Here is a 21,432-nt window from a genome sequence, read left to right as displayed (position 1 = left end):
CGCGCTAAGGAAGCGTTAGGTTCGCAGCATGCTGCATCTGCGACTGATCGTGCCCTCGGACCGCACGGACGAGGTCCTCCGCCTTCTGGACACGACCGTGGGCACGGCTCATGTCGTGGTGATGGCCGGGGCTGCACGGGATCCGCAGGGCGATGTGGTGATGTGCGATGTCGCGCGGGAGGCCGGGGACGGGCTGCTGGCGCGGCTGCGCGCGTTGGACCTGGACAAGACCGGCTCCATCGCGATCGAGAACATCGATCTGTCGTTGTCCGCACGCGCGAAACGGGCGGAGGACGAGGCACCCGGCGAGGGCGCGGACGCCGTGCTGTGGGAGTCGTTGACCGATGCGACGCACGAGGAGTCGACGCTCTCCGTCACCTATCTGGCGTTTCTGACGCTCGCCACGATGATCGCGGCGTGTGGTGTGGTGCTGGACAACGCGATCCTGATCGTCGGCGCGATGGCCGTGGGGCCGGAGTTCGGTCCGCTGGCCGGCTTCTGCACCGCTCTCGTCCAGCGCGCGCCGCGGCTGGCCTGGCGTTCGATGCTGGCGCTGCTCGTCGGCTTCGCGGTGGCGATGGCGGTCACCGTCGGCTTCAGTCTGTTCATGGACGCGGTGGGGCTCTTCGACCACGAGGCCCTGAAAGCCACACGGCCCAACACCAACTTCATCTACCGGCCCGACTGGTTCTCCTTCGTCGTCGCGGTCCTCGCCGGCGTCGCCGGGGTGCTCTCGCTGACCTCCGCCAAGTCGGGCGCTCTGGTCGGCGTGGCGATCTCCGTGACCACCGTCCCGGCCGCCGCCAACGCCGCGGTCGCCCTCGGCTACCAGGAGTACGTCCAGGCCTGGCACTCCATGGAACAGCTCCTGCTGAACCTGGCCGGCATCATCATCGCGGGCACCCTGACCCTGGCGGCCCAGAAGGTGCTGTGGGCCCGGCACGGGACGGGCCCGGCCGCGCGCTAGCGAGCAGCGAGCGCGGGGCCGGGCCCAGGCCCGAAACAGCCACGGAGTCCGGGGGGAGTCCGGGGGGGAGTCCGGAGCCCAGAGTCAGTCCGGACGAAATCCCTTAGCCCAGTGCGGACTTGACCGCGTCGGCCAGGCGTTCCGCCACGGCCCGGGCCTGCTCGCTGTCGGCGGCCTCCACCATGACCCGGACCAGCGGCTCCGTGCCGGACGGCCGCAGCAGCACCCGGCCCGTCGAGCCCAGCTCCTGCTCCGCCGCGGTGACCGCCGCGTTCAGCTCGGACGAGGTGGCCACCCGCGACCTGTCGACGTCCGGGACGTTGATGAGGACCTGCGGCAGCCGCTCCATGACGCCCGCCAGCTCGCCGAGCGAGCGGCCGGTGGCGGCGACCCGGGCGGCCAGCATCAGACCGGTCAGCGTGCCGTCACCGGTGGTGGCGTGGTCGAGGACGATGACATGGCCGGACTGCTCGCCGCCGAGCGCGAAGCCGTGCGCCTTCATCTCCTCCAGGACGTACCGGTCGCCGACCCCGGTCTGGACGAAGGCGATGCCCGCACGCTCCATGGCCAGCTTGAAGCCCAGGTTCGACATGACGGTGGCGACGACGGTGTTCTCGCGCAGCGTCCCCGCCTCGCGCATACCGAGCGCCAGGACCGACAGGATCTGGTCGCCGTCGACCTCGTTGCCCTCGTGGTCCACGGCCAGGCAGCGGTCCGCGTCGCCGTCGTGGGCGACACCCAGGTCGGCGCCGTGCTCGACGACCGCCGCACGCAGCTTCGCGAGGTGGGTGGAGCCGCAGCCGTCGTTGATGTTGAGGCCGTCGGGCTCGGTGCCGAGGGTGACGACCTCGGCTCCGGCCCGGGCGAACGCCTCCGGGGAGACCCGGGCGGCCGCGCCGTGCGCGCCGTCGATGACGATCTTCAGGCCGTCGAGGCGGTTGGGCAGCACACCCACGAGGTGCGCGACGTAGTTGTCGAAGCCCTGGTCGTAGTCGGTGACCCGGCCGACGCCGGCGCCGGTCGGCCGCTGCCACGGCTCGCCGGAGCTGTGGGCCCGGTAGGTCTCCTCGATCCGGTCCTCCAGCTCGTCGGCGAGCTTGTGACCGCCGCGGGCGAAGAACTTGATGCCGTTGTCGGGCATCGGGTTGTGGCTGGCGGACAGCATCACGCCGAGGTCCGCGCCGAGCGAACCGGTCAGGTACGCGACCGCCGGGGTGGGCAGCACGCCCACCCGCAGAACGTCCACACCCGCGCTCGCCAGCCCCGCGACGACCGCGGCCTCCAGGAACTCCCCCGACGCCCGCGGATCCCGCCCGACCACGGCCACCGGCCGGTGCCCCTCAAAGGTGCCCGCTTCCGCGAGCACATGCGCTGCGGCGACCGACAGGCCGAGCGCCAGCTCCGCCGTCAGGTCCGCGTTGGCGACGCCGCGCACACCGTCCGTGCCGAAGAGTCGTCCCACTGGTGTCCTCCCAGTTGTCGTGCTTGGACCGTGCTTGGACCAGGGCCTCGGTCCAGGTATACGCCCCAGGTCCCAGGTGTACGCCCCAGGTGTACGCACCTGGTACGGATAGCCGAACGCCCCGGCAGCACGGAGGTGCCACCGGGGCGTTCGCCAGAGCTGCATGGTGCAGCGCGCGCGATTAGCGCTTGCTGTACTGCGGCGCCTTACGGGCCTTCTTCAGACCGGCCTTCTTGCGCTCGACCGCACGGTCGTCGCGCTTGAGGAAGCCGGCCTTCTTCAGCGGGCCGCGGTTGTTGTCGACGTCCGCCTCGTTCAGCGCACGGGCCACGCCCAGGCGCAGCGCACCGGCCTGGCCGGAGATGCCGCCGCCGGCGATGCGGGCGATGACGTCGTAGCGGCCCTCCAGCTCGAGCACCTTGAAGGGCTCGTTGACTTCCTGCTGGTGCACCTTGTTGGGGAAGTAGCCCTCGAGGGTGCGGCCGTTGATCTTCCACTGGCCGGTGCCCGGGACGATCCGGACGCGGGCGATGGCGTTCTTGCGGCGGCCCAGGCCGGCGGCCGGCTGCGGCTCACCGAAGCGGGACGCGAGGGACTCGGAGGTGTACTCACCCTCCAGCGGAACCTCGGTCTCGGTGGTGTACTGCTCGACCTCGACCTCGTCCAGCGGGGTCTCGATCTCGGGGGTGGTCTCAGCCACGATGCTCCTCAGATTCTCTGTCGTCTTAGGGTGTGGCCGGACTTACTGCGCGACCTGGGTGATCTCGAACGGGACCGGCTGCTGCGCAGCGTGCGGGTGCTCGGCGCCCGCGTAGACCTTCAGCTTCGAGAGCATCTGACGGCCGAGGGTGTTCTTGGGGAGCATGCCCTTGATGGCCTTCTCGACGGCCTTCTCCGGGTTCTTGTCCAGCAGCTCGTCGTAACGGACGGAGCGCAGACCACCCGGGAAGCCGGAGTGACGGTAGGCCATCTTCTGGGTCCGCTTGTTGCCGGACAGGTGCACCTTGTCCGCGTTGATGATGATGACGAAGTCACCCGTGTCAACGTGAGGGGCGTACACCGGCTTGTGCTTACCCCGCAGGAGGGACGCGGCCTGGCTGGCCAGGCGGCCCAGGACAACGTCCTGCGCGTCAATGATGTGCCACTGGCGCTGGACGTCGCCGGGCTTGGGGCTGAACGTACGCACGTCTTAGCCTTCGCTTCTGTGGTGAATGGGTCCTGTACTGGGGTCACTCCGGCTGATCACACGGCTGTCGAACTACGGGTGACGCAACCCGATCGTCCGCTGCTGGTCATCGGCCCGGTGGCCGGCGTAAGGCCCCTCACGTGAGATAGAGCAAGCCAATACGCATAACGAACCAGCAGAATACCGGGCCGCCCCCGGCGGGGTCAAAATCGGCCTGGTGTCCCCCGGCGCACGAGCTGGCACAGGCCCTGGCACAGGCCCTGACGCCGCCGTTCGGCCTACCGCTGCCGCTCCACTCGGTCCTCGTCCCACACCGGCTCGGCGGTCTCCCGCACCCGCCCGTCCGCACCGAACACCAGGAAGCGGTCGAAGCTCCTGGCGAACCACCGGTCGTGCGTCACCGCGAGCACCGTCCCCTCGTACGCCTCCAGGCCCTCCTGCAGCGCCTCCGCCGACTCCAGGTCCAGGTTGTCCGTGGGCTCGTCCAGCAGCAGGGCGGTGGTGCCCGCGAGCTCCAGGAGCAGGATCTGGAAGCGGGCCTGCTGGCCGCCGGAGAGGCGCTCGAAGCGCTGCTCGGCCTGCCGCTCCAGCTCGTAGCGGCGCAGCGCGGACATCGCCTGGCCCTTGTCCTTGGCGTGCTCGGTCCAGAGGATGTCGAGCAGGGTGCGGCCCAGGAGCTCCGGGTGGGCATGGGTCTGGGCGAAGTGGCCGGGGACGACCCGGGCACCGAGCTTCCACGTGCCCGTATGGGCGACGGGATTTTCGGGGTCCCCCGCCAGCAGCCGCAGGAAGTGCGACTTGCCCGAGCCGTTGGAGCCGAGGACCGCGACCCGCTCGCCGTAGAAGACCTCCAGGGAGAACGGCTTCATCAGGCCGCTGAGCTCCAGCTTCTCGCAGGTGACCGCCCGCACGCCGGTCCGCCCGCCGCGCAGCCGCATGGTGATCTCCTGCTCACGCGGCGGCTCCGGCGGCGGCCCGGCCTCCTCGAACTTGCGCAGCCGGGTCTGCGCCGCCGCGTACCGGGAGGCCATTTCGTGGCTGACCGCGGCCGCCTGCCGCAGGGTGACCACCAGCTTCTTCAGCTGGGCGTGCTTCTCGTCCCAGCGCCGGCGCAGCTCCTCGAAGCGGGCGAAGCGCTCCTTACGGGCCTGGTGGTAGGTGTCGAAGCCACCGCCGTGCACCCAGACATCGGAGCCCGCCGGGCCCGGCTCGACGCTGACGATCTTCTCCGCGGCGCGGGCCAGCAGCTCCCGGTCGTGCGAGACGAACAGCACCGTCTTACGGGTCTGCCGGAGCTGCTCCTCCAGCCAGCGCTTGCCGGGGACGTCCAGATAGTTGTCCGGCTCGTCCAGGAGCAGCACCTCGTCCGTACCGCGCAACAGCGACTCCAGGACCAGGCGCTTCTGCTCGCCTCCGGAGAGCGTGCGCACCTGGCGCCACTGGGCCTTCTCGTACGGGATGCCCAGCGCCGCCATGGTGCACATGTCCCAGGCCGTCTCGGCCTCGTACCCGCGGGCCTCCGCCCAGTCGCTCAGCGCCTGCGCGTACGCCATCTGCGCCGGCTCGTCATCGTCCTCGGCGGTCATCAGGGCCAGCTCGGCGGCGTCCACCGCCGCGGCCGCCGCCCGGATCCGCGGCTGCGCGACGGAGACCAGCAGGTCACGCACCGTACGGTCGTCCCGTACGGAGCCGACGAACTGCGGCATCACCCCCAGCCCGCCGCTGACCGTCACCGCCCCGCCGTGCGGCTGCAGCTCCCCCGCGATCAGCCGCAGCAGCGTCGTCTTGCCCGCGCCGTTGGCCCCCACCAGCGCGACCGAGGCCCCCTCCCCCACCCGGAAGGACACATCCCCGAGCAGGGCCCTCCCGTCCGGCAGGTGGTACTCCAGGTGCCCCGCTTCCAGATGTCCCATGGGCCGGATTGTGACCGGGCTCCTGGCGATCCACCAACCCGATTAATATGCGCGCCATGAGTTTCGGGCAAGGCGGGCCCTTCGACGGCCCCGGGGGATCTTTTTCGTCCACTCCTGACTGGGACGCACTCGCCGACGAGAGCGAGGCGCGATCCCGCCGCAAACGCTGGCTGTGGATCGGCGGCGGGGCGCTGGCGGCCCTCGCGGTGGCCGGCATCGTCGCCACCGCCGTGATCTCCAGCGGCGGTGACACGCCGGGCGGCGGTCCGACGGCCGCGCCCAGCTCGTCCGGCCGGACCGTCCCGGACGACAAGCCGTCGTTCCCCGATGTCTCCGTGCCGCCCCCGCCCAACCCGCACGACTACATCTCCGACCCCAAGAAGGACAGGGCGCCGCTCACCCCCGCCACCCTCTTCCCGCAGAAGAGCATGGTCGTCGGCGAGCACAGCTACCCGCTCACCGAAACCGCCGGCACCGGGGACTGCACCGCCGGCGCCCAGGGCGCGCTGGTCTCGTCGCTCTCCCACAACGGCTGCAAGCAGCTGCTGCGCGCCACGTACGCCAAGGACGGGGTGGCGGTCACCATCGGTGTCGCGGTCTTCGACTCGCCCGCCCAGGCCACCAAGGTCATGAACGAGAACCGGCCCAACCTGATGCCGCTGCCGGGCAGCGGTGTCCCCTCGGGCTTCTGCCAGGGCAGCAAGTGCCAGATGACCACCAACGCCACCGGCCGCTACGCCTACTTCACCATCGCCGGGCACCTCGACGGCACGGACGTCACCGGCAGCGACGCCGGCGTCCGGCAGATCTCCCGGGACGCCGGGTCCTACGCCTTCACCCGGATCGCCCAGCGCGGCAAGGACCAGGCCGCCAAGGCCGGCGAGCAGCAGCTGAAGGAGGCGCAGGAGAAGGCCCGCCGGCGCTCCTGACACCGGCGGCGGGGCAGGGCCCGGCCGATGGATGGGACGCAGCGTCGGTGGAGGGGGTCAGGCCCCTGGTCGCGGGGGACGCAGCCGACTAGTCGCAGGTGACGCAGCCGGCGCCGGACCGGGCCGGCGGGGTCCGCCTGTTGCGCGCCTCCTTGTTACGGGCCATGAGCAGGTCGTCGGTCGGGTAGCCGACCTCCTCCAGCGTCAGCCCGTGCGGCCGTACGACATGCACCGCGGAGTCCCGTACGCCGGCCGCCAGCACCTTCCCGGGCCACTCCGGCGGCCGGTGCCCGTCGCCGACGAACAGCAGCGCGCCGATCAGCGACCGCACCATGTTGTGGCAGAAGGCATCCGCCCGCACGGTCGCCGTGACGATCCCGTCCGCACCCCGCTCCAGGCTCAGCTCCTGGAGCGTACGGATGGTGGTGGCGCCCTCCCGCCGCTTGCAGTACGCCGCGAAGTCGTGCTCCCCCAGCAGGGCGCGGGCCGCCTCGTTCATGGCATCGACGTCGAGCGGCCAGTCGTGCCAGAGCACATGGCCGCGCAGCAGCGGATCCACACCCCCGGGGTGGTCGGTCACCCGGTACGCATAGCGCCGCCAGATCGCCGAGAAGCGCGCGTTGAAGCCGTCCGGCGCCTCGGTCGCGGACCAGATCCGTACGTCCTTGGAGAGCCGCCCGGCGAGCCGCTTGAGCAGCTTCTCCCGGTGTTCGGCCCACAGCGCCTCGGGGAGATCCACATGCGCCACCTGGCCGCGCGCGTGCACTCCGGCGTCCGTCCGCCCGGCCACGGTCAGCTCGTACGTCTCCGACGACCGCGTCACGGTGCGCAGCGCGCCCTCGATCTCCCCCTGGACGGTCCGCTGCCCGTGAGCCTGTTTGGCCCACCCGGAGAAGTCCTTGCCGTCATAGGAAAGATCCAGCCGCACCCGGACGTACCCGGGCTCCACCTTGTCACTCACGTAAGCAATCCTCTCAGGCCCGCGGCAACGCGAAGCGGGCCCGCCCCGAAGGGACGGGCCCGCTCACGTCAGGCAATGCCTCAGGCGTCCTTCGACTCCTCGGCCGCCTCGGCAGCCTTGGCCTCGTCGGCCTCCTTGACCGCGCGCTTGGCAGCGGCCTCGGCCTCGGCGACGGTCGCCTTCTTGGCGATCTCGCCCTCGACCAGCTCGATGACCGCCATCGGGGCGTTGTCGCCACGACGGTTGCCGATCTTGGTGATACGGGTGTAGCCACCCGGACGCTCCGCGTAACGCGGGGCGATCTCGGTGAAGAGCGTGTGGACGACGCTCTTGTCCGAGATCAGCTGCATGACCTGACGGCGGTTGTGAAGGTCGCCCTTCTTCGCCTTGGTCACCAGACGCTCCGCGTACGGACGCAGACGACGGGCCTTGGCCTCGGTCGTCGTGATGCGGCCGTGCTCGAAGAGGCTGGTCGCCAGGTTGCGCAGCATGGCCTTCTCGTGCGAGGCGCTGCCGCCCAGACGAGCACCCTTGGCGGGCTTCGGCATGTTCTTTCTCCTTGGTATCTGCCCCGGCCGTATCAGGTACCGGGGTCAGGGCCCGATGAGCGGATGCTCACCGGCAACAACCGGCCCCTCCCGTGAAGGAGGGGCGGGGGTCCGGGGGCCTTGCGGCCCCCGTGACGTCTCAGTACTGCTCGGTCTCCACGAAACCGGCGTCCGCGTCGTCGTCCGCGCCGAACGCGTCGGCGGCGGCGGTCGGGTCGAAGCCGGGAGGCGAGTCCTTCAGCGCGAGGCCCATACCGGCCAGCTTCGCCTTGACCTCGTCGATGGACTTCGCACCGAAGTTGCGGATGTCCAGGAGGTCCGCCTCGGAGCGCGCCACGAGCTCACCCACGGAGTGGATGCCCTCACGCTTGAGGCAGTTGTACGAGCGGACCGTGAGCTCCAGCTCCTCGATGGGCAGAGCCAGGTCCGCGGCCAGCGCGGCATCGGTCGGCGACGGGCCCATGTCGATGCCCTCGGCGTCGATGTTGAGCTCGCGGGCCAGACCGAACAGCTCGACCAGGGTCTTACCGGCCGACGCCATGGCGTCGCGCGGACGCATGGCCTGCTTGGTCTCGACGTCGACGATCAGCTTGTCGAAGTCGGTGCGCTGCTCGACACGGGTCGCCTCGACCTTGTAGGTGACCTTGAGCACGGGCGAGTAGATGGAGTCGACCGGGATCCGGCCGATCTCCTGGCCCACCTGCTTGTTCTGGACGGCGGAGACGTAGCCGCGACCGCGCTCGACGGTCAGCTCCATCTCGAGCTTGCCCTTGCCGTTCAGGGTGGCCAGGACCAGGTCGGGGTTGTGCACCTCGACACCGGCCGGCGGGGCGATGTCGGCGGCGGTGACCAGGCCCGGGCCCTGCTTGCGCAGGTACATCACGACCGGCTCGTCGTGCTCGGAGGAGACGACCAGCTGCTTGATGTTGAGGATCAGGTCGGTGACGTCCTCCTTGACGCCCGGCACGGTGGTGAACTCGTGCAGGACACCGTCGATGCGGATGGACGTGACCGCCGCACCCGGAATCGAGGAGAGGAGCGTACGACGCAGAGAGTTGCCGAGGGTGTAGCCGAAGCCCGGCTCCAGCGGCTCGATCACGAACCGGGAGCGGTATTCGTCGACGACCTCTTCGGTCAACGAGGGACGCTGAGCGATCAGCATGTTTTTCGGTCCTTCAGTCGTGGGCGCCCGCTATTTGACGCCCGCTGTACAGACAAGGGTACGGGCGGTACGGCGCCTTCGGCTCCGTACCGCCCCACCCCACGAGCTCTTACTTCGAGTAGAGCTCGACGATCAGCTGCTCCTGCACCTGGGTGTCGATCACCTGGCGCTCGGGCAGGCCGTGCACGAGGATCCGCAGCTGCGAGGGGATCGCTTCCAGCCAGGCCGGAACGGTCTTCTCGCCGGCCTCGGCCTTGGCCACCTCGAAGGGGGTCAGGTTCCGAGAGCCCTCGCGGACCTCGATGATGTCGTTGGCGGAGACACGCGACGACGGGATGTTGTTCTTCTTCCCGTTGACGGTGATGTGTCCGTGACGGACCAGCTGACGGGCGTGATCGCGGGACTTGGCGAAGCCGGCCCGGTAGATCACGTTGTCAAGGCGGGTCTCAAGGATGCGCAGAAGGTTCTCACCGGTCTTGCCGGTCTTCTGGTTCGCTTCCTTGTAGTAGTTCACGAACTGCCTCTCAAGGACACCGTAGATACGGCTGCACTTCTGCTTCTCACGAAGCTGCAGCAGGTACTCGCTGTCCTTGGTGCGCCCGCGTCCGTGCTCACCCGGGGGGTAAGGACGGATCTCGATCGGGCACTTCGCGCTCTCGCACTTGCTCCCCTTGAGGAAGAGCTTCTGCTTCTCCCGACGGCAACGCTTGCAGTCGGCCCCGGTGTAACGCGCCATTGTTTATTTGTCTCCTAGATCAGCCGGTGATCAGACCCGGCGCCGCTTCGGGGGGCGGCATCCGTTGTGCGGAGTCGGCGTCACGTCCTGGATCGAGCCCACCTCGAGGCCGGTCGCCTGGAGCGAACGGATGGCGGTCTCGCGGCCCGAGCCCGGGCCCTTGACGAAGACGTCAACCTTGCGCATGCCGTGCTCCTGCGCGCGGCGGGCGGCCGACTCGGCGGCCATCTGCGCGGCGAAGGGGGTGGACTTGCGCGAGCCCTTGAAGCCGACGTGGCCGGCCGAGGCCCAAGAGATCACGTTCCCGGTCGGGTCGGTGATCGAGACGATCGTGTTGTTGAACGTGCTCTTGATGTGAGCGTGCCCGTGGGCGACGTTCTTCTTCTCCTTGCGGCGCACCTTCTTGGCGCCGGCCGTACGGCCCTTCGGAGGCATGAATTTCTCCCGTGGAGGTGGTCGGTCCTACAGCGAAGACCGCTGGTGGGCGTCCGCTGAGGACTACTTCTTGCCCGGCTTCTTCTTGCCGGCGATCGCGCGACGCGGACCCTTGCGGGTACGGGCGTTCGTGCTGGTGCGCTGACCGTGCACCGGCAGACCACGACGGTGACGCAGACCCTGGTAGCAGCCGATCTCGACCTTGCGGCGGATGTCGGCCTGGATCTCGCGACGGAGGTCACCCTCGGTCTTGAGGTTGTTGTCGACGTACTCGCGGATCTTGACGAGGTCTTCCTCGGCCAGGTCGCGGACGCGGGTGTCCGGGTTCACGCCGGTGGCGGCGAGGGTCTGACGCGAGAGCGTCCGCCCGATACCGAAGACGTAGGTGAGGGCGACCTCCACACGCTTTTCGCGCGGGAGATCAACGCCTGCGAGGCGTGCCATTGATGTGGCTCCTGATGGCTATTCGGAGGTCTTCCGCAGCACCGTTCCCGTAAGACTCTGCAGCATTACGAGCCGGGTCCCCGGCCTCCGAGCCGGGGGTGTCGTCCCCGCACAGGTGCGGGGGTCGGGTGACTGCGTATGTACGTGTTGTGCTTGCGTCGCGCGAACTGCGATGTTGCAGGTGGTCGGCGTGCGTCAGCCCTGGCGCTGCTTGTGGCGCAGGTTGTCGCAGATGACCATGACCCGGCCGTGGCGGCGGATCACCTTGCACTTGTCGCAGATCTTCTTGACGCTCGGCTTGACCTTCATGGGATGTGAGGTTCTCCGGGTCAGGTGCCGTCACCCCACGGGAGCGGGGTGCGACAAGATCTACTTGTAGCGGTAGACGATCCGGCCACGCGTCAGGTCGTACGGAGAAAGCTCCACCACGACCCGGTCATCCGGGAGGATACGGATGTAGTGCATCCGCATCTTGCCGCTGATGTGCGCGAGGACCTTGTGACCGTTCTGGAGCTCCACCTTGAACATAGCGTTCGGCAGGGACTCGATCACGGTGCCCTCGATCTCGATGGCACCTTGCTTCTTGGCCACGCTTCGCCCTTCGAATCGGCTACCTTGATCGACTCTCACATCTCAACTTTCGCCCCACAGGTATGAGCCTTCAGGGCATACGGATGCACGAGAGCCGACGCGTCAGTCTACGTCAGTGCCTGGGAAAAGACGAATCCAGGATTATTGCCCACGGCCGGAGATCCTTACGCCAGGGGGTCGGGCGCGGCCGTGATGCCGTACTCGGCGAGCTTGGCCTTGCCGCAGTCGCTCCTCTCGACGCAGCCCTCGCGGGCTCGGCGCCGGGGCGCCTCACAAGCTTCGCGCTGCTGCGCCGGACTCCGTCCGTCGGACCGGGTTACGCCAGGGGGTCGGGCGCCGCCGTGATGCCGTACTCGGCGAGCTTGGCCTTGCCGCCGTCGGGGGCCGTGAGGACCAGCGGGCCGTCCTCGGTCAGCGCGACCGAGTGCTCCCAGTGCGAGGACCAGCTGCCGTCGTCCGACTTGACCGTCCAGTCGTCCTCGAGGACGTGGGTCTTGGGCGTACCGAGGTTGATCATCGGCTCGATCGCGATGCAGAAGCCGGGCACCAGCTTGGGGCCGCGGCCGCGCCTGCGCTCGACGTAGTTCAGCAGATGCGGGTCCATGTGCATCTGCGAGCCGATGCCGTGGCCGCCGTAGTCCTCGACGATGCCGTACTTGCCGCAGGACGGGCGGGGCTGGCGGCGGATGTACCCCTCGATGGCCCGGGAGATGTCGACCAGGCGGTTGCCCTTGCGGACCGCGGCGATACCGGCCCACATCGACTCCTCGGTCACCCGGCTGAGCTCGATCAGCTCCTCGGAGTGACCGGACCCGACGAAGGCCGTGTACGCGGCGTCACCGTGCCAGCCGTCGATGATCGCGCCGGCGTCGATGGAGATGATGTCGCCGTTCTGGAGGACGGTCTCGGTGTCCGGGATGCCGTGGACGACGACGTCGTTCACGGAGGTGCAGATCGTCGCGGGGAAGCCGCCGTAGCCGAGGAAGTTCGACTTCGCGCCGTGCTCGGCGATCACCTTGCGCGCCGCGTCGTCCAGGTCCTTGGTCGTGGCGCCGGGCACCGCGGCCTCCCGGGTCGCGGCGTGGATGGCGGCGACCACCAGCCCCGCCTCGCGCATCTTCGCGATCTGCTCCGGGGTCTTGATCTCCACCATGCCGGGCCCTTCTTTGCGGCTGAACCTCCCCCACGCTTAAGGCGCGGGGGGACCCCCATCGCTCTCGCGGAGGTAGCTGATCGCCGCAGTGGTTACTTAATTGATGGTTGCTGCCTACGGTAACCGGTACGGCGACCTACGTGTTCCCCGGGCAGACCGCGGCCGCGGTGCCCATGTTGGACACCGCGGCCGTACGAAGGTGCTGGGGGCTACTCGCCGCCCTGGAGCGCCGCCATCGCGCGCTCCGTGACCTCTTCCACCTTGCCGAGGGCCGGGATCGTCACGACCAGGTCCTGGGCCTTGTAGTAGTCGATGATCGGCTCGGTCTCCGTGTGGTAGACCTCCAGCCGCTTGCGTACGGTCTCCTCGCGGTCGTCGTCCCGCTGGTACAGCTCGCCGCCGCAGACGTCGCAGACGCCCTCGGTCTTCGGCTTGTTGTACTCCGCGTGGAAGACGTGGCTCGAGTCCTTGCGGCAGATGCGCCGGCCGGCGATCCGCTTGACGACCTCGTCCTCCGGGACCTCCAGGTCCAGGACGGCGTCCAGCTTGAGGTTCTTGCCCTTGAGGTGCGTGTCCAGCGCCTCGGCCTGGCCGAGGTTGCGCGGGAAGCCGTCGAGGAGGAAGCCCTCGGCGGCGTCGGCCTGCTCCATGCGGTCCTCGGCCATACCGATGGTGACCGAGTCGGGCACCAGGTTGCCGGCGTCCATGTAGGACTTCGCCTCGACCCCCAGGGGCGTGCCCTGGCTGATGTTGGCGCGGAACAGGTCCCCCGTGGAGATGTGCGGGATCGCGAGGTTCCGGGCAAGGTACGCAGCCTGCGTACCCTTGCCGGCTCCCGGAGGTCCGACGAGGACGATTCGCATCAGCGGAGGAACCCTTCGTAGTTGCGCTGCTGGAGCTGGCTCTCGATCTGCTTCACGGTCTCCAGACCCACACCCACGATGATGAGGATGCTCGTCCCGCCGAACGGGAAGTTCTGGTTCGCGTTGAACAGCACCAACGCCACTGTTGGTACGAGCGCGATCAGCCCCAGATACAGCGAGCCCGGCCACGTGATCCGGTTGAGCACGTAGCTGAGGTACTCGGCCGTCGGGCGACCAGCCCGGATACCCGGGATGAAGCCACCATACTTCTTCATGTTGTCGGCAACTTCTTCGGGGTTGAAGCTGATGGCGACGTAGAAGAACGCGAAGAACACGATCAGCAGGAAGTACGTGACGATGTAGACGGGGTGGTTCCCCTTGGTGAAGTTGGTGGCGATCCAGGTCGCCCATTCCGCCTTCGACCCGCTGAACTGTGCGATGAGAGCCGGGATGTAGAGCAGCGACGACGCGAAGATGACGGGAATCACGCCCGCCTGGTTCACCTTCAGCGGGATGTACGTGGAGGTACCGCCGTAGGAACGGCGGCCGATCATCCGCTTCGCGTACTGCACCGGGATACGGCGCTGGGCCTGCTCGACGAAGACCACCAGGGCGACCATCGCCAGACCCACCGCGATCACCGCCGCGAACTCGATCCAGCCGTCGGCGAGCTTGCCGGTGAGCTTGATCTGCCACAGGGCGGTCGGGAAGCCGGCGGCGATCGAGATGAACATCAGGATCGACATGCCGTTGCCGATACCGCGGTCGGTGACCAGCTCACCGAGCCACATGATCAGGGCGGTGCCGGCGGTCATCGTGATGACCATCGTGACGGTGGTGAAGATCGAGTCGTTCGGGATGATCTCGCGGCTGACCGGGCACGCCTGGAAGAGCGCACCGCTGCGGGCGGTGGCCACCAGGCCGGTGCCCTGCAGGACGGCGAGCGCCATGGTCAGGTAACGGGTGTACTGAGTGATCTTCGCCTGGCCGGTCTGGCCCTCTTTCTTGAGGGCCTCCAGCCGGGGGATCACGACGGTCAGCAGCTGGAGGATGATGCTCGCCGTGATGTACGGCATGATCCCCAGCGCGAAGATCGTGATCTGCAACAGCGCTCCACCGCTGAACATGTTCACCAGGGCGAACAACCCGCTGTTTCCGCCAGCCTGATCCATGCAGGTCTTGACGTTCGCGTAGTTCACCCCAGGGAGCGGGACGCTCGCCCCGATCCGGTAGAGCACGATGATGCCCAATGTGAACAGCAGCTTCTTGCGCAGGTCGGGCGTCTTGAACGCTCGGGCGAACGCGGTGAGCACGGTGCCTCCTGCGCCCCCCGCCTCGTAGCGGGAGGTGACGGTCTTGAGGATCGACGAATACGTAGCGGCCATGAGCCGCGCGGCGGGAGCCGCACGGAGGGGGTACCAGGGCCTTCGCCCCGGAAAACAACAGTGCATGCCACCTTACCGGCGACCCTACCCCCGTGGAACGACCAACCGGGGATGCCCAAACGATGGGCATCCCCGGTCAGTTGAACCAACGAACTCAGATGAGCTCGGTGACGGTGCCGCCGGCGGCGGCGATCTTCTCCTTGGCGGAGCCGGAAACGGCGTCAACCGTCACCTGCAGCGCCACGGAGATCTCGCCCTGGCCCAGGACCTTGACGAGCTCGTTCTTGCGCACCGCGCCCTTGGCGACCAGGTCGGCCACCGTGACCTCGCCACCCTGCGGGTAGAGCGCGGCCAGCTTCTCCAGGTTCACGACCTGGAACTGCTTGTGAGCGGGGTTCTTGAAGCCCTTCAGCTTCGGGAGGCGCATGTGGAGGGGCATCTGCCCACCCTCGAAGCGCTCCGGAACCTGGTAACGGGCCTTGGTGCCCTTGGTACCACGACCTGCGGTCTTACCCTTGGACGCCTCACCACGACCGACACGGGTCTTGGCGGTCTTGGCGCCCGGGGCGGGCCGGAGGTTGTGGACCTTCAGCGGGTTGGTCTCCGCCATGTCAGTCGACCTCCTTGACCGACACGAGGTGGCGGACGGTGTGCACCATGCCGCGGTACTCGGGACGGTCCTCCTTGACAACCACGTCGTTGATCTTCTTCAGACCGAGCGAACGCAGGGTGTCACGGTGGTTCTGCTTGCTGCCGATGATGGACTTGGTCTGCGTGATCTCAAGGCGAGCCATTACGCGCTCACCCCGGCACGCGCCCGCAGCAGAGCGGCGGGAGCAACGTCCTCCAGCGGCAGGCCGCGGCGGGCGGCGATCTCCTCGGGCCGCTGCAGGCCCTGGAGCGCCTCCACCGTGGCGTGCACGATGTTGATCGGGTTCGACGAACCGAGCGACTTGCTCAGCACGTCGTGGATGCCCGCGCACTCCAGAACGGCACGCACGGGGCCACCGGCGATCACACCGGTACCGGGGGAAGCCGGCTTGAGCAGGACGACGCCCGCGGCCTTCTCGCCCTGGATGGGGTGCGGGATGGTGCCCTGGATACGGGGGACCTTGAAGAAGTTCTTCTTGGCCTCTTCCACGCCCTTGGCGATGGCAGCCGGAACTTCCTTGGCCTTGCCGTAACCGACACCTACGGTGCCGTCACCGTCGCCCACCACGACCAGCGCGGTGAAGCTGAAACGACGACCACCCTTGACAACCTTGGCGACGCGGTTGATCGCGACAACGCGCTCAACGTACGCGGTCTTCTCGGCGGCAGCGCCACCGTCGCGACCCTTCCGGTCCCGCCGCTCGCCGCCACCGGCACCGCTTCCGCGGCGCTGGGGTCCAGCCATTGGAATTACCTCTCTCTGTTACGTCCGCTAGCTCCGGAACCGGGGCTCAGAACTTCAGCCCGGCTTCGCGGGCGGCGTCGGCCAGAGCGGCAATCCGCCCGGCGTACTGCTTGCCACCGCGGTCGAACACGACGGCCTCCACACCGGCGGCCTTGGCACGCTCGGCAACCAGGGCGCCGACCTTCTTGGCCTGGGCGCTCTTGTCGCCCTCGCCACCACGGATCGACGCGTCCAGGGTCGACGCAGAGGCCAGCGTGTGGCCCTTGATGTCGTCGATGACCTGGGCGAAGATGCCGCGGTTGGACCGCGTCACGACCAGACGGGGACGCTCCGCGGTACCGGAAATCCGCTTGCGGATGCGGATGTGGCGACGCTTGGCGGCGGCGCGCTTGTAGGCGTCACCCTTCGCGATCTTCACACCGTATGCCATGGCTTACTTACCAGCCTTTCCGACCTTGCGGCGGATGACCTCGCCGGCGTACTTGACGCCCTTGGCCTTGTACGGGTCAGGCTTGCGCAGCTTGCGGATGTTCGCCGCCACCTCGCCGACCTTCTGCTTGTCGATGCCCTCGACGCTGAGCTTGGTCGGGGACTCGACCTTGAACGAGATGCCCTCAGGGGCCTCGATCAGGATCGGGTGGCTGTAGCCCAGGGAGAACTCCAGGTTGGAGCCCTTGGCCTGAACGCGGTAACCGACACCGCTGATCTCGAGCGCCTTGCTGTAGCCCTGGGTCACGCCGGTGATCATGTTCGCCACCAGCGTGCGGGACAGGCCGTGCAGGGCCTTGTTCTGACGCTCGTCGTTCGGGCGGGTGACGTTGATGACGCCGTCCTCACCCTTGGCGACCTCGATGGGAGCCGCGACGGTGTGCGAAAGGGAACCCTTGGGACCCTTCACGTTGACCGTGCGGCCCTCGATGGTGACGTCCACGCCAGCGGGAACCTGGATGGGCAGCTTGCCAATGCGCGACATTAGCTATTCCTCCGTTCCCGGGTTACCAGACGTAGGCGAGGACTTCCCCACCCACGCCCTTCTTCTGCGCCTGCTGGCCGGTGAGGAGACCGTGGGACGTGGAGATGATCGCCACGCCCAGGCCGCCGAGCACCTTCGGCAGGTTGGTGGACTTTGCGTAGACCCGCAGGCCCGGCTTCGAGATCCGCTTGATGCCGGCGATCGAGCGCTCGCGGTTCGGGCCGAACTTCAGCTCGAGGACGAGGTTCTTGCCGACCTCGGCGTCCTCGACCCGCCATCCGGTGATGTAACCCTCCTGCTGGAGGATCTCCGCGATGTGCGCCTTGATCTTGCTGTGCGGCATCACGACGGTGTCGTGGTACGCCGAGTTCGCGTTCCGCAGACGGGTCAGCATGTCTGCGATGGGGTCAGTCATGGTCATGAATTGGCCTTCGGCCTCTCTCGCCGGGGTTTCCTATCTGCGCCATCCCTCTCCCCGATCAGAGTCGGGACGGGTGCGGCGCGGGGACCTACGGCGTAGTAAGCGACGTTATGCGGGCTCGGCCCGCGGTCGGTCTCGGGCGGCGGGACGCCCAAACCCCTCCACCCTACGGGAAAGGGGACGGGCGCCCGCCGACCGATTGCTTACCGAGAGTCTCCAGGGAATCCCAACTGGGGGATTACCAGGAGCTCTTGGTCACGCCCGGCAGCTCGCCACGGTGAGCCATCTCACGAAGGCACACGCGGCAGAGGCCGAACTTGCGGTACACGGAGTGCGGACGGCCGCAGCGCTGGCAGCGGGTGTACGCACGCACACCGAACTTGGGCTTACGAGCAGCCTTGGCAATCAGAGCCTTCTTCGCCATCTCGCTTACGCCTCCTTGAACGGGAAGCCGAGGTGACGAAGGAGGGCGCGGCCCTCGTCGTCGTTGGTCGCCGTGGTGACCACGGTGATGTCCATACCCCGGGTACGGTCGATCTTGTCCTGGTCGATCTCGTGGAACATGACCTGCTCCGTGAGACCGAAGGTGTAGTTACCCCGACCGTCGAACTGCTTCGGGGACAGACCACGGAAGTCGCGGATGCGCGGCAGCGCCAGCGACAGCAGGCGGTCCAGGAACTCCCACATGCGGTCACCGCGGAGGGTGACGTGGGCACCGATCGGCTGGCCCTCACGCAGCTTGAACTGCGCGATGGACTTACGGGCCTTGGTGACGGCCGGCTTCTGGCCGGTGATCGTGGTGAGGTCGCGGATGGCGCCCTCGATCAGCTTGGAGTCGCGGGCGGCGTCGCCCACACCCATGTTGACCACGATCTTGGTCAGACCGGGGATCTGCATGACGTTCTCGTAGGAGAACTCTTCCCGCAGCTTCCCGGCGATCTCTTCGCGGTAGCGCGTCTTGAGACGCGGCGCGTTGGTGGTGGCAGTCATCAGATGTCCTCACCGGTCCGCTTGGCAACGCGGATCTTGTTGCCCTCGTCGTCGAAGCGGTACCCGACGCGGGTGACGACCTTCTTGCCGTCCTTCTCCACGACCAGCTGGACGTTGGAGACGTGGACGGGGGCCTCGGTCGTCACGATGCCGCCGGTCTTCGAACCACGAGCGGTCTGTCCGGCCTTGGTGTGCTTCTTGACCCGGTTGACACCCTCGACCAGGACACGGTCCTCGCGGGGGAAGGCCTGGATGACCTTGCCCTGCTTGCCCTTGTCCTTACCGGTGATGACCTGGACCAGGTCGCCCTTCTTGATCTTCATCGGTTACAGCACCTCCGGCGCGAGCGAGATGATCTTCATGAACTTCTTCTCGCGCAGCTCACGGCCCACGGGGCCGAAGATACGGGTGCCGCGGGGGTCGCCATCGTTCTTGAGGATGACGGCCGCGTTCTCGTCGAAGCGGATGTACGAGCCGTCCGGACGACGGCGCTCCTTGACGGTGCGAACGATGACCGCCTTGACGACGTCACCCTTCTTCACGTTGCCGCCGGGGATCGCGTCCTTGACGGTGGCAACGATGACGTCACCGATGCCCGCGTAGCGGCGACCGGAACCACCGAGAACACGGATGCAAAGGATCTCCTTCGCACCAGTGTTGTCGGCGACACGCAGTCGCGACTCCTGCTGGATCACGTCTATCTCCTGAATGTCTGCCGGTTCCCCCGGGGCAGTTCAGCGAACTGCCCCGGGAGCCTGGCGGAACGAACTCCGAGGGGCCCCTATTTCTTAGTTAGGGCCTCGGAGAATTACTTGGCCTTCTCGAGGATCTCGACGACGCGCCAGCGCTTCGTCGCGGACAGCGGCCGGGTCTCCATGAGGAGGACGCGGTCGCCGACACCCGCGGCGTTCTGCTCGTCGTGCGCCTTGAGCTTGTTGGTACGGCGGATGACCTTGCCGTACAGCGCGTGCTTGACGCGGTCCTCGACGGCGACGACGACGGTCTTGTCCATCTTGTCGCTGACGACCAGACCCTCACGGGTCTTGCGGAAACCGCGCTCGGTCTTCTGCTCAGTCACATTCTTCTCGCTCATCAGGCGCTCTCCACCGTCTCGATGCCGAGCTCGCGCTCCCGCATCAGGGTGTAGATCCGGGCGATGTCCTTGCGGACGGCCTTCAGCCGGCCGTGGTTCTCGAGCTGTCCGGTCGCCGCCTGGAAGCGGAGGTTGAACAGCTCTTCCTTGGCCTCACGGAGCTTGGCAACGAGGTCCTCGTTGTTCAGCTCGCGCAGCTCGGACGCCTTGGTAACGGCCGACATCACGATTCACCTGCCTCGCGCCGAACGATGCGGCACTTCATCGGAAGCTTGTGGGCGGCGCGGGTCAGCGCCTCCTTAGCAACCTTCTCGTTCGGGAAGGACAGCTCGAACATCACCCGACCGGGCTTGACGTTCGCGATCCACCACTCCGGAGAACCCTTACCGGAACCCATGCGGGTCTCGGCCGGCTTCTTCGTCAGCGGACGGTCGGGGTAGATGTTGATCCACACCTTGCCGCCACGCTTGATGTGACGGGTCATGGCGATACGAGCGGACTCGATCTGCCGGTTCGTCACGTAGGCCGGGGTGACGGCCTGGATTCCGTACTCACCGAAGGCCAGCTCGGTGCCACCCTTGGCCATGCCGTTGCGCTTCGGGTGGTGCTGCTTGCGGTGCTTGACCCTGCGAGGGATCAGCATGTCGGTCAGGCCTCCGTTCCGGTGGTCTCCGCCGGAGCAGCGGCAGCGGCCTCGGCCTTGGGGGCCTCGGCAGCGGCGGACTGCTGCGGCTTGCGGCCGCGGCCGCCGCGCTCGCCACCACGACGGGGGCGGTCGCTGCCGCCACCACGGGCCGGGCGGTTGCCGGCACGGGCGGCGGCGTTCTCGGCGCGCACCTCGGCGATGTTCTTGACGTCGCCCTTGTAGATCCAGACCTTCACGCCGATGCGGCCGAAGGTGGTCTTGGCCTCGAAGAAGCCGTAGTCGACGTTCGCACGGAGCGTGTGCAGGGGCACACGGCCCTCGCGGTAGAACTCCGAGCGGGACATCTCGGCGCCGCCGAGACGGCCACCACACTGGATCTTGATGCCCTTGGCGCCGGCCTTCATCGTCGACTGCATGCTCTTACGCATGGCGCGACGGAAGGAGACGCGGGAGGACAGCTGCTCGGCGACGGCCTGGGCGACCAGCTGAGCGTCGGTCTCGGGGTTCTTGACCTCGAGGATGTTCAGCTGGACCTGCTTGCCGGTCAGCTTCTCCAGCTCACCGCGGATGCGGTCGGCCTCGGCGCCGCGGCGGCCGATGACGATGCCCGGGCGAGCGGTGTGGATGTCAACGCGGACGCGCTCACGGGTGCGCTCGATCTCCACCTTGGAGATACCGGCGCGCTCCATGCCCTTCGTCATCATGCGACGAATGGCGACGTCTTCCTTGACGTAGTCCTTGTACAGCTTGTCGGCGTACCAGCGGGACTTGAAGTCCGTCGTGACGCCGAGCCGGAACCCGTGCGGGTTTACCTTCTGGCCCATTACCGGGTTCCTTCCTTGCTGCTGACGACCACGGTGATGTGGCTGGTCCGCTTGCGGATCCGGTAGGCACGGCCCTGGGCACGCGGACGGAACCGCTTCAGGGTCGGGCCCTCGTCGACGTACGCCTCGCTGATGAACAGCGTGGAGGCGTCCGTGTGGTCGTAGTTGTGCGCGGCGTTGGCAATGGCGCTGTCCAGCACCTTGCCCACCGGCACGCTCGCGGCCTGCGGGGCGAAACGCAGGACCGCCTGAGCCTCCGTGGCATCCATGCCACGGATGAGGTCCACCACGCGGCGGGCCTTCATGGGCGTGACGCGGATGTACCGCGCCTGGGCCCTGGCTTCCATGGTTGTC

At 67.8% G+C, this 21,432-nt stretch carries 32 protein-coding genes; 2 read left to right on the top strand and 30 right to left on the bottom strand.

Annotation, left to right across the window (positions count from 1 at the left end; genetic code table 11):
- The first annotated feature begins 28 nt into the window (after positions 1-28).
- Positions 29-967 (top strand): DUF389 domain-containing protein, encoded by a 939-nt coding sequence (locus ACFY12_RS16150; protein ID WP_390716400.1) that lies wholly within the window; start codon positions 29-31, stop codon positions 965-967.
- A 103-nt stretch (positions 968-1,070) separates the two neighbouring features.
- Here ACFY12_RS16150 and glmM read toward each other — a convergent pair whose 3' ends face one another.
- From glmM to ACFY12_RS16130, 4 genes are all read right to left on the bottom strand, one after another.
- Positions 1,071-2,429, bottom strand: a complete 1,359-nt coding sequence (gene glmM / locus ACFY12_RS16145; protein ID WP_390716399.1) for a phosphoglucosamine mutase — start codon at positions 2,427-2,429, stop codon at positions 1,071-1,073.
- Positions 2,430-2,610: 181 nt separating this feature from the next.
- Positions 2,611-3,129, bottom strand: a complete 519-nt coding sequence (rpsI, locus tag ACFY12_RS16140) for a 30S ribosomal protein S9 (RefSeq protein ID WP_390716398.1) — start codon at positions 3,127-3,129, stop codon at positions 2,611-2,613.
- 42 nt (positions 3,130-3,171) lie between these two features.
- Positions 3,172-3,615, bottom strand: coding sequence for a 50S ribosomal protein L13 (gene rplM, locus ACFY12_RS16135; RefSeq protein WP_030062877.1), 444 nt, complete (start codon positions 3,613-3,615; stop codon positions 3,172-3,174).
- 278 nt (positions 3,616-3,893) lie between these two features.
- Positions 3,894-5,528 carry an ABC-F family ATP-binding cassette domain-containing protein gene (locus ACFY12_RS16130; protein WP_390716397.1) on the bottom strand — a complete coding sequence of 545 codons (1,635 nt, stop codon included), beginning with the start codon at positions 5,526-5,528 and terminating at the stop codon, positions 3,894-3,896.
- A 56-nt stretch (positions 5,529-5,584) separates the two neighbouring features.
- On the opposite strand from ACFY12_RS16130, the gene ACFY12_RS16125 reads away from it, so the two are divergent.
- Positions 5,585-6,457, top strand: a complete 873-nt coding sequence (locus tag ACFY12_RS16125; protein WP_390716396.1) for a hypothetical protein — start codon at positions 5,585-5,587, stop codon at positions 6,455-6,457.
- An 88-nt stretch (positions 6,458-6,545) separates the two neighbouring features.
- On the opposite strand, the gene truA is transcribed toward ACFY12_RS16125, so the two are convergent.
- From truA to rplV, 26 genes are all read right to left on the bottom strand, one after another.
- Positions 6,546-7,418: a tRNA pseudouridine(38-40) synthase TruA gene (gene truA / locus ACFY12_RS16120; protein WP_390716395.1), complete on the bottom strand. Its 873-nt coding sequence runs from the start codon at positions 7,416-7,418 to the stop codon at positions 6,546-6,548.
- An 80-nt stretch (positions 7,419-7,498) separates the two neighbouring features.
- On the bottom strand, positions 7,499-7,966 hold the full coding sequence (gene rplQ, locus ACFY12_RS16115) for a 50S ribosomal protein L17 (RefSeq protein ID WP_066930837.1): 468 nt from the start codon (positions 7,964-7,966) through the stop codon (positions 7,499-7,501).
- Positions 7,967-8,105: 139 nt separating this feature from the next.
- A complete protein-coding gene (locus ACFY12_RS16110; RefSeq protein ID WP_003956430.1) occupies positions 8,106-9,128 on the bottom strand; it encodes a DNA-directed RNA polymerase subunit alpha in 1,023 nt (340 codons plus the stop codon).
- Positions 9,129-9,237: 109 nt separating this feature from the next.
- The gene (gene rpsD / locus ACFY12_RS16105) at positions 9,238-9,864 is read right to left on the bottom strand and encodes a 30S ribosomal protein S4 (RefSeq protein ID WP_390716394.1); all 627 of its coding nucleotides are present in this window, start codon (positions 9,862-9,864) and stop codon (positions 9,238-9,240) included.
- Positions 9,865-9,894: 30 nt separating this feature from the next.
- Positions 9,895-10,299 carry a 30S ribosomal protein S11 gene (rpsK, locus tag ACFY12_RS16100; protein ID WP_004571845.1) on the bottom strand — a complete coding sequence of 135 codons (405 nt, stop codon included), beginning with the start codon at positions 10,297-10,299 and terminating at the stop codon, positions 9,895-9,897.
- A 63-nt stretch (positions 10,300-10,362) separates the two neighbouring features.
- Positions 10,363-10,743, bottom strand: a complete 381-nt coding sequence (rpsM, locus tag ACFY12_RS16095) for a 30S ribosomal protein S13 (protein WP_362914740.1) — start codon at positions 10,741-10,743, stop codon at positions 10,363-10,365.
- 195 nt (positions 10,744-10,938) lie between these two features.
- A complete protein-coding gene (gene rpmJ / locus ACFY12_RS16090; protein ID WP_003956441.1) occupies positions 10,939-11,052 on the bottom strand; it encodes a 50S ribosomal protein L36 in 114 nt (37 codons plus the stop codon).
- 60 nt (positions 11,053-11,112) lie between these two features.
- On the bottom strand, positions 11,113-11,334 hold the full coding sequence (infA, locus tag ACFY12_RS16085; protein WP_003956442.1) for a translation initiation factor IF-1: 222 nt from the start codon (positions 11,332-11,334) through the stop codon (positions 11,113-11,115).
- A 316-nt stretch (positions 11,335-11,650) separates the two neighbouring features.
- On the bottom strand, positions 11,651-12,487 hold the full coding sequence (gene map, locus ACFY12_RS16080) for a type I methionyl aminopeptidase (protein WP_390716393.1): 837 nt from the start codon (positions 12,485-12,487) through the stop codon (positions 11,651-11,653).
- 209 nt (positions 12,488-12,696) lie between these two features.
- Positions 12,697-13,350: an adenylate kinase gene (locus tag ACFY12_RS16075; RefSeq protein WP_390716392.1), complete on the bottom strand. Its 654-nt coding sequence runs from the start codon at positions 13,348-13,350 to the stop codon at positions 12,697-12,699.
- On the bottom strand, positions 13,350-14,663 hold the full coding sequence (secY, locus tag ACFY12_RS16070; RefSeq protein ID WP_390716803.1) for a preprotein translocase subunit SecY: 1,314 nt from the start codon (positions 14,661-14,663) through the stop codon (positions 13,350-13,352). The genes ACFY12_RS16075 and secY overlap by 1 nt, the downstream gene beginning before the upstream one ends.
- Positions 14,664-14,889: 226 nt before the next feature.
- Positions 14,890-15,345, bottom strand: a complete 456-nt coding sequence (gene rplO / locus ACFY12_RS16065; RefSeq protein ID WP_066930849.1) for a 50S ribosomal protein L15 — start codon at positions 15,343-15,345, stop codon at positions 14,890-14,892.
- A 1-nt stretch (position 15,346) separates the two neighbouring features.
- The gene (gene rpmD / locus ACFY12_RS16060; protein ID WP_390716391.1) at positions 15,347-15,529 is read right to left on the bottom strand and encodes a 50S ribosomal protein L30; all 183 of its coding nucleotides are present in this window, start codon (positions 15,527-15,529) and stop codon (positions 15,347-15,349) included.
- The gene (rpsE, locus tag ACFY12_RS16055; RefSeq protein WP_043264889.1) at positions 15,529-16,131 is read right to left on the bottom strand and encodes a 30S ribosomal protein S5; all 603 of its coding nucleotides are present in this window, start codon (positions 16,129-16,131) and stop codon (positions 15,529-15,531) included. Before rpsE ends, rpmD begins: the two co-directional genes overlap by 1 nt.
- A gap of 46 nt (positions 16,132-16,177) precedes the next feature.
- Positions 16,178-16,561: a 50S ribosomal protein L18 gene (rplR, locus tag ACFY12_RS16050; RefSeq protein WP_066930855.1), complete on the bottom strand. Its 384-nt coding sequence runs from the start codon at positions 16,559-16,561 to the stop codon at positions 16,178-16,180.
- 3 nt (positions 16,562-16,564) lie between these two features.
- Positions 16,565-17,104, bottom strand: coding sequence for a 50S ribosomal protein L6 (gene rplF, locus ACFY12_RS16045; RefSeq protein ID WP_201803195.1), 540 nt, complete (start codon positions 17,102-17,104; stop codon positions 16,565-16,567).
- Positions 17,105-17,126: 22 nt separating this feature from the next.
- Positions 17,127-17,525: a 30S ribosomal protein S8 gene (gene rpsH / locus ACFY12_RS16040; RefSeq protein ID WP_390716390.1), complete on the bottom strand. Its 399-nt coding sequence runs from the start codon at positions 17,523-17,525 to the stop codon at positions 17,127-17,129.
- 238 nt (positions 17,526-17,763) lie between these two features.
- Positions 17,764-17,949 carry a type Z 30S ribosomal protein S14 gene (locus ACFY12_RS16035; protein ID WP_003956452.1) on the bottom strand — a complete coding sequence of 62 codons (186 nt, stop codon included), beginning with the start codon at positions 17,947-17,949 and terminating at the stop codon, positions 17,764-17,766.
- 5 nt (positions 17,950-17,954) lie between these two features.
- On the bottom strand, positions 17,955-18,515 hold the full coding sequence (gene rplE / locus ACFY12_RS16030; protein WP_390716389.1) for a 50S ribosomal protein L5: 561 nt from the start codon (positions 18,513-18,515) through the stop codon (positions 17,955-17,957).
- Positions 18,515-18,838, bottom strand: coding sequence for a 50S ribosomal protein L24 (rplX, locus tag ACFY12_RS16025; RefSeq protein WP_046927446.1), 324 nt, complete (start codon positions 18,836-18,838; stop codon positions 18,515-18,517). Before rplX ends, rplE begins: the two co-directional genes overlap by 1 nt.
- A 3-nt stretch (positions 18,839-18,841) precedes the next feature.
- Positions 18,842-19,210: a 50S ribosomal protein L14 gene (gene rplN, locus ACFY12_RS16020; RefSeq protein ID WP_003998823.1), complete on the bottom strand. Its 369-nt coding sequence runs from the start codon at positions 19,208-19,210 to the stop codon at positions 18,842-18,844.
- A 113-nt stretch (positions 19,211-19,323) separates the two neighbouring features.
- On the bottom strand, positions 19,324-19,608 hold the full coding sequence (rpsQ, locus tag ACFY12_RS16015) for a 30S ribosomal protein S17 (RefSeq protein WP_274915073.1): 285 nt from the start codon (positions 19,606-19,608) through the stop codon (positions 19,324-19,326).
- Positions 19,608-19,832, bottom strand: coding sequence for a 50S ribosomal protein L29 (gene rpmC, locus ACFY12_RS16010; protein WP_046927445.1), 225 nt, complete (start codon positions 19,830-19,832; stop codon positions 19,608-19,610). The genes rpsQ and rpmC overlap by 1 nt, the downstream gene beginning before the upstream one ends.
- Positions 19,832-20,251, bottom strand: coding sequence for a 50S ribosomal protein L16 (rplP, locus tag ACFY12_RS16005; protein ID WP_366329817.1), 420 nt, complete (start codon positions 20,249-20,251; stop codon positions 19,832-19,834). Before rplP ends, rpmC begins: the two co-directional genes overlap by 1 nt.
- Positions 20,252-20,256: 5 nt before the next feature.
- Positions 20,257-21,078: a 30S ribosomal protein S3 gene (gene rpsC / locus ACFY12_RS16000; protein WP_390716388.1), complete on the bottom strand. Its 822-nt coding sequence runs from the start codon at positions 21,076-21,078 to the stop codon at positions 20,257-20,259.
- On the bottom strand, positions 21,078-21,425 hold the full coding sequence (gene rplV / locus ACFY12_RS15995; RefSeq protein WP_043264895.1) for a 50S ribosomal protein L22: 348 nt from the start codon (positions 21,423-21,425) through the stop codon (positions 21,078-21,080). Before rplV ends, rpsC begins: the two co-directional genes overlap by 1 nt.
- Positions 21,426-21,432: the final 7 nt, after the last annotated feature.

Source organism: Streptomyces sp. NPDC001339, assembly GCF_042895955.1.
Classification (GTDB): domain Bacteria; phylum Actinomycetota; class Actinomycetes; order Streptomycetales; family Streptomycetaceae; genus Streptomyces.
This window is presented reverse-complemented; position numbering and strand designations above follow the sequence as displayed.

Excerpts from the sequence above, each read along its gene's own strand:
- ACFY12_RS16110 (WP_003956430.1), bottom strand. The coding sequence starts at position 9,128 with ATGCTGATCGCTCAGCGTCCCTCGTTGACCGAAGAGGTCGTCGACGAA.
- rpsE (WP_043264889.1), bottom strand. The coding sequence starts at position 16,131 with ATGGCTGGACCCCAGCGCCGCGGAAGCGGTGCCGGTGGCGGCGAGCGG.
- rplX (WP_046927446.1), bottom strand. The coding sequence starts at position 18,838 with ATGAAGATCAAGAAGGGCGACCTGGTCCAGGTCATCACCGGTAAGGAC.
- rpsQ (WP_274915073.1), bottom strand. The coding sequence starts at position 19,608 with ATGAGCGAGAAGAATGTGACTGAGCAGAAGACCGAGCGCGGTTTCCGC.
- rplO (WP_066930849.1), bottom strand. The coding sequence starts at position 15,345 with ATGGCGGAGACCAACCCGCTGAAGGTCCACAACCTCCGGCCCGCCCCG.
- ACFY12_RS16035 (WP_003956452.1), bottom strand. The coding sequence starts at position 17,949 with ATGGCGAAGAAGGCTCTGATTGCCAAGGCTGCTCGTAAGCCCAAGTTC.
- rplE (WP_390716389.1), bottom strand. The coding sequence starts at position 18,515 with ATGACTGCCACCACCAACGCGCCGCGTCTCAAGACGCGCTACCGCGAA.
- ACFY12_RS16150 (WP_390716400.1), top strand. The coding sequence starts at position 29 with ATGCTGCATCTGCGACTGATCGTGCCCTCGGACCGCACGGACGAGGTC.
- rplF (WP_201803195.1), bottom strand. The coding sequence starts at position 17,104 with ATGTCGCGCATTGGCAAGCTGCCCATCCAGGTTCCCGCTGGCGTGGAC.
- rpsC (WP_390716388.1), bottom strand. The coding sequence starts at position 21,078 with ATGGGCCAGAAGGTAAACCCGCACGGGTTCCGGCTCGGCGTCACGACG.
- ACFY12_RS16075 (WP_390716392.1), bottom strand. The coding sequence starts at position 13,350 with ATGCGAATCGTCCTCGTCGGACCTCCGGGAGCCGGCAAGGGTACGCAG.
- rpmJ (WP_003956441.1), bottom strand. The coding sequence starts at position 11,052 with ATGAAGGTCAAGCCGAGCGTCAAGAAGATCTGCGACAAGTGCAAGGTG.
- rplP (WP_366329817.1), bottom strand. The coding sequence starts at position 20,251 with ATGCTGATCCCTCGCAGGGTCAAGCACCGCAAGCAGCACCACCCGAAG.
- map (WP_390716393.1), bottom strand. The coding sequence starts at position 12,487 with ATGGTGGAGATCAAGACCCCGGAGCAGATCGCGAAGATGCGCGAGGCG.
- rpmD (WP_390716391.1), bottom strand. The coding sequence starts at position 15,529 with ATGGCTCGCCTTGAGATCACGCAGACCAAGTCCATCATCGGCAGCAAG.
- rpmC (WP_046927445.1), bottom strand. The coding sequence starts at position 19,832 with ATGTCGGCCGTTACCAAGGCGTCCGAGCTGCGCGAGCTGAACAACGAG.
- rpsK (WP_004571845.1), bottom strand. The coding sequence starts at position 10,299 with ATGCCTCCGAAGGGCCGTACGGCCGGCGCCAAGAAGGTGCGCCGCAAG.
- ACFY12_RS16130 (WP_390716397.1), bottom strand. The coding sequence starts at position 5,528 with ATGGGACATCTGGAAGCGGGGCACCTGGAGTACCACCTGCCGGACGGG.
- rplR (WP_066930855.1), bottom strand. The coding sequence starts at position 16,561 with ATGGCATACGGTGTGAAGATCGCGAAGGGTGACGCCTACAAGCGCGCC.
- rplV (WP_043264895.1), bottom strand. The coding sequence starts at position 21,425 with ATGGAAGCCAGGGCCCAGGCGCGGTACATCCGCGTCACGCCCATGAAG.
- ACFY12_RS16125 (WP_390716396.1), top strand. The coding sequence starts at position 5,585 with ATGAGTTTCGGGCAAGGCGGGCCCTTCGACGGCCCCGGGGGATCTTTT.
- rpsM (WP_362914740.1), bottom strand. The coding sequence starts at position 10,743 with ATGGCACGCCTCGCAGGCGTTGATCTCCCGCGCGAAAAGCGTGTGGAG.
- rpsH (WP_390716390.1), bottom strand. The coding sequence starts at position 17,525 with ATGACCATGACTGACCCCATCGCAGACATGCTGACCCGTCTGCGGAAC.
- rpsD (WP_390716394.1), bottom strand. The coding sequence starts at position 9,864 with ATGGCGCGTTACACCGGGGCCGACTGCAAGCGTTGCCGTCGGGAGAAG.
- rplQ (WP_066930837.1), bottom strand. The coding sequence starts at position 7,966 with ATGCCGAAGCCCGCCAAGGGTGCTCGTCTGGGCGGCAGCGCCTCGCAC.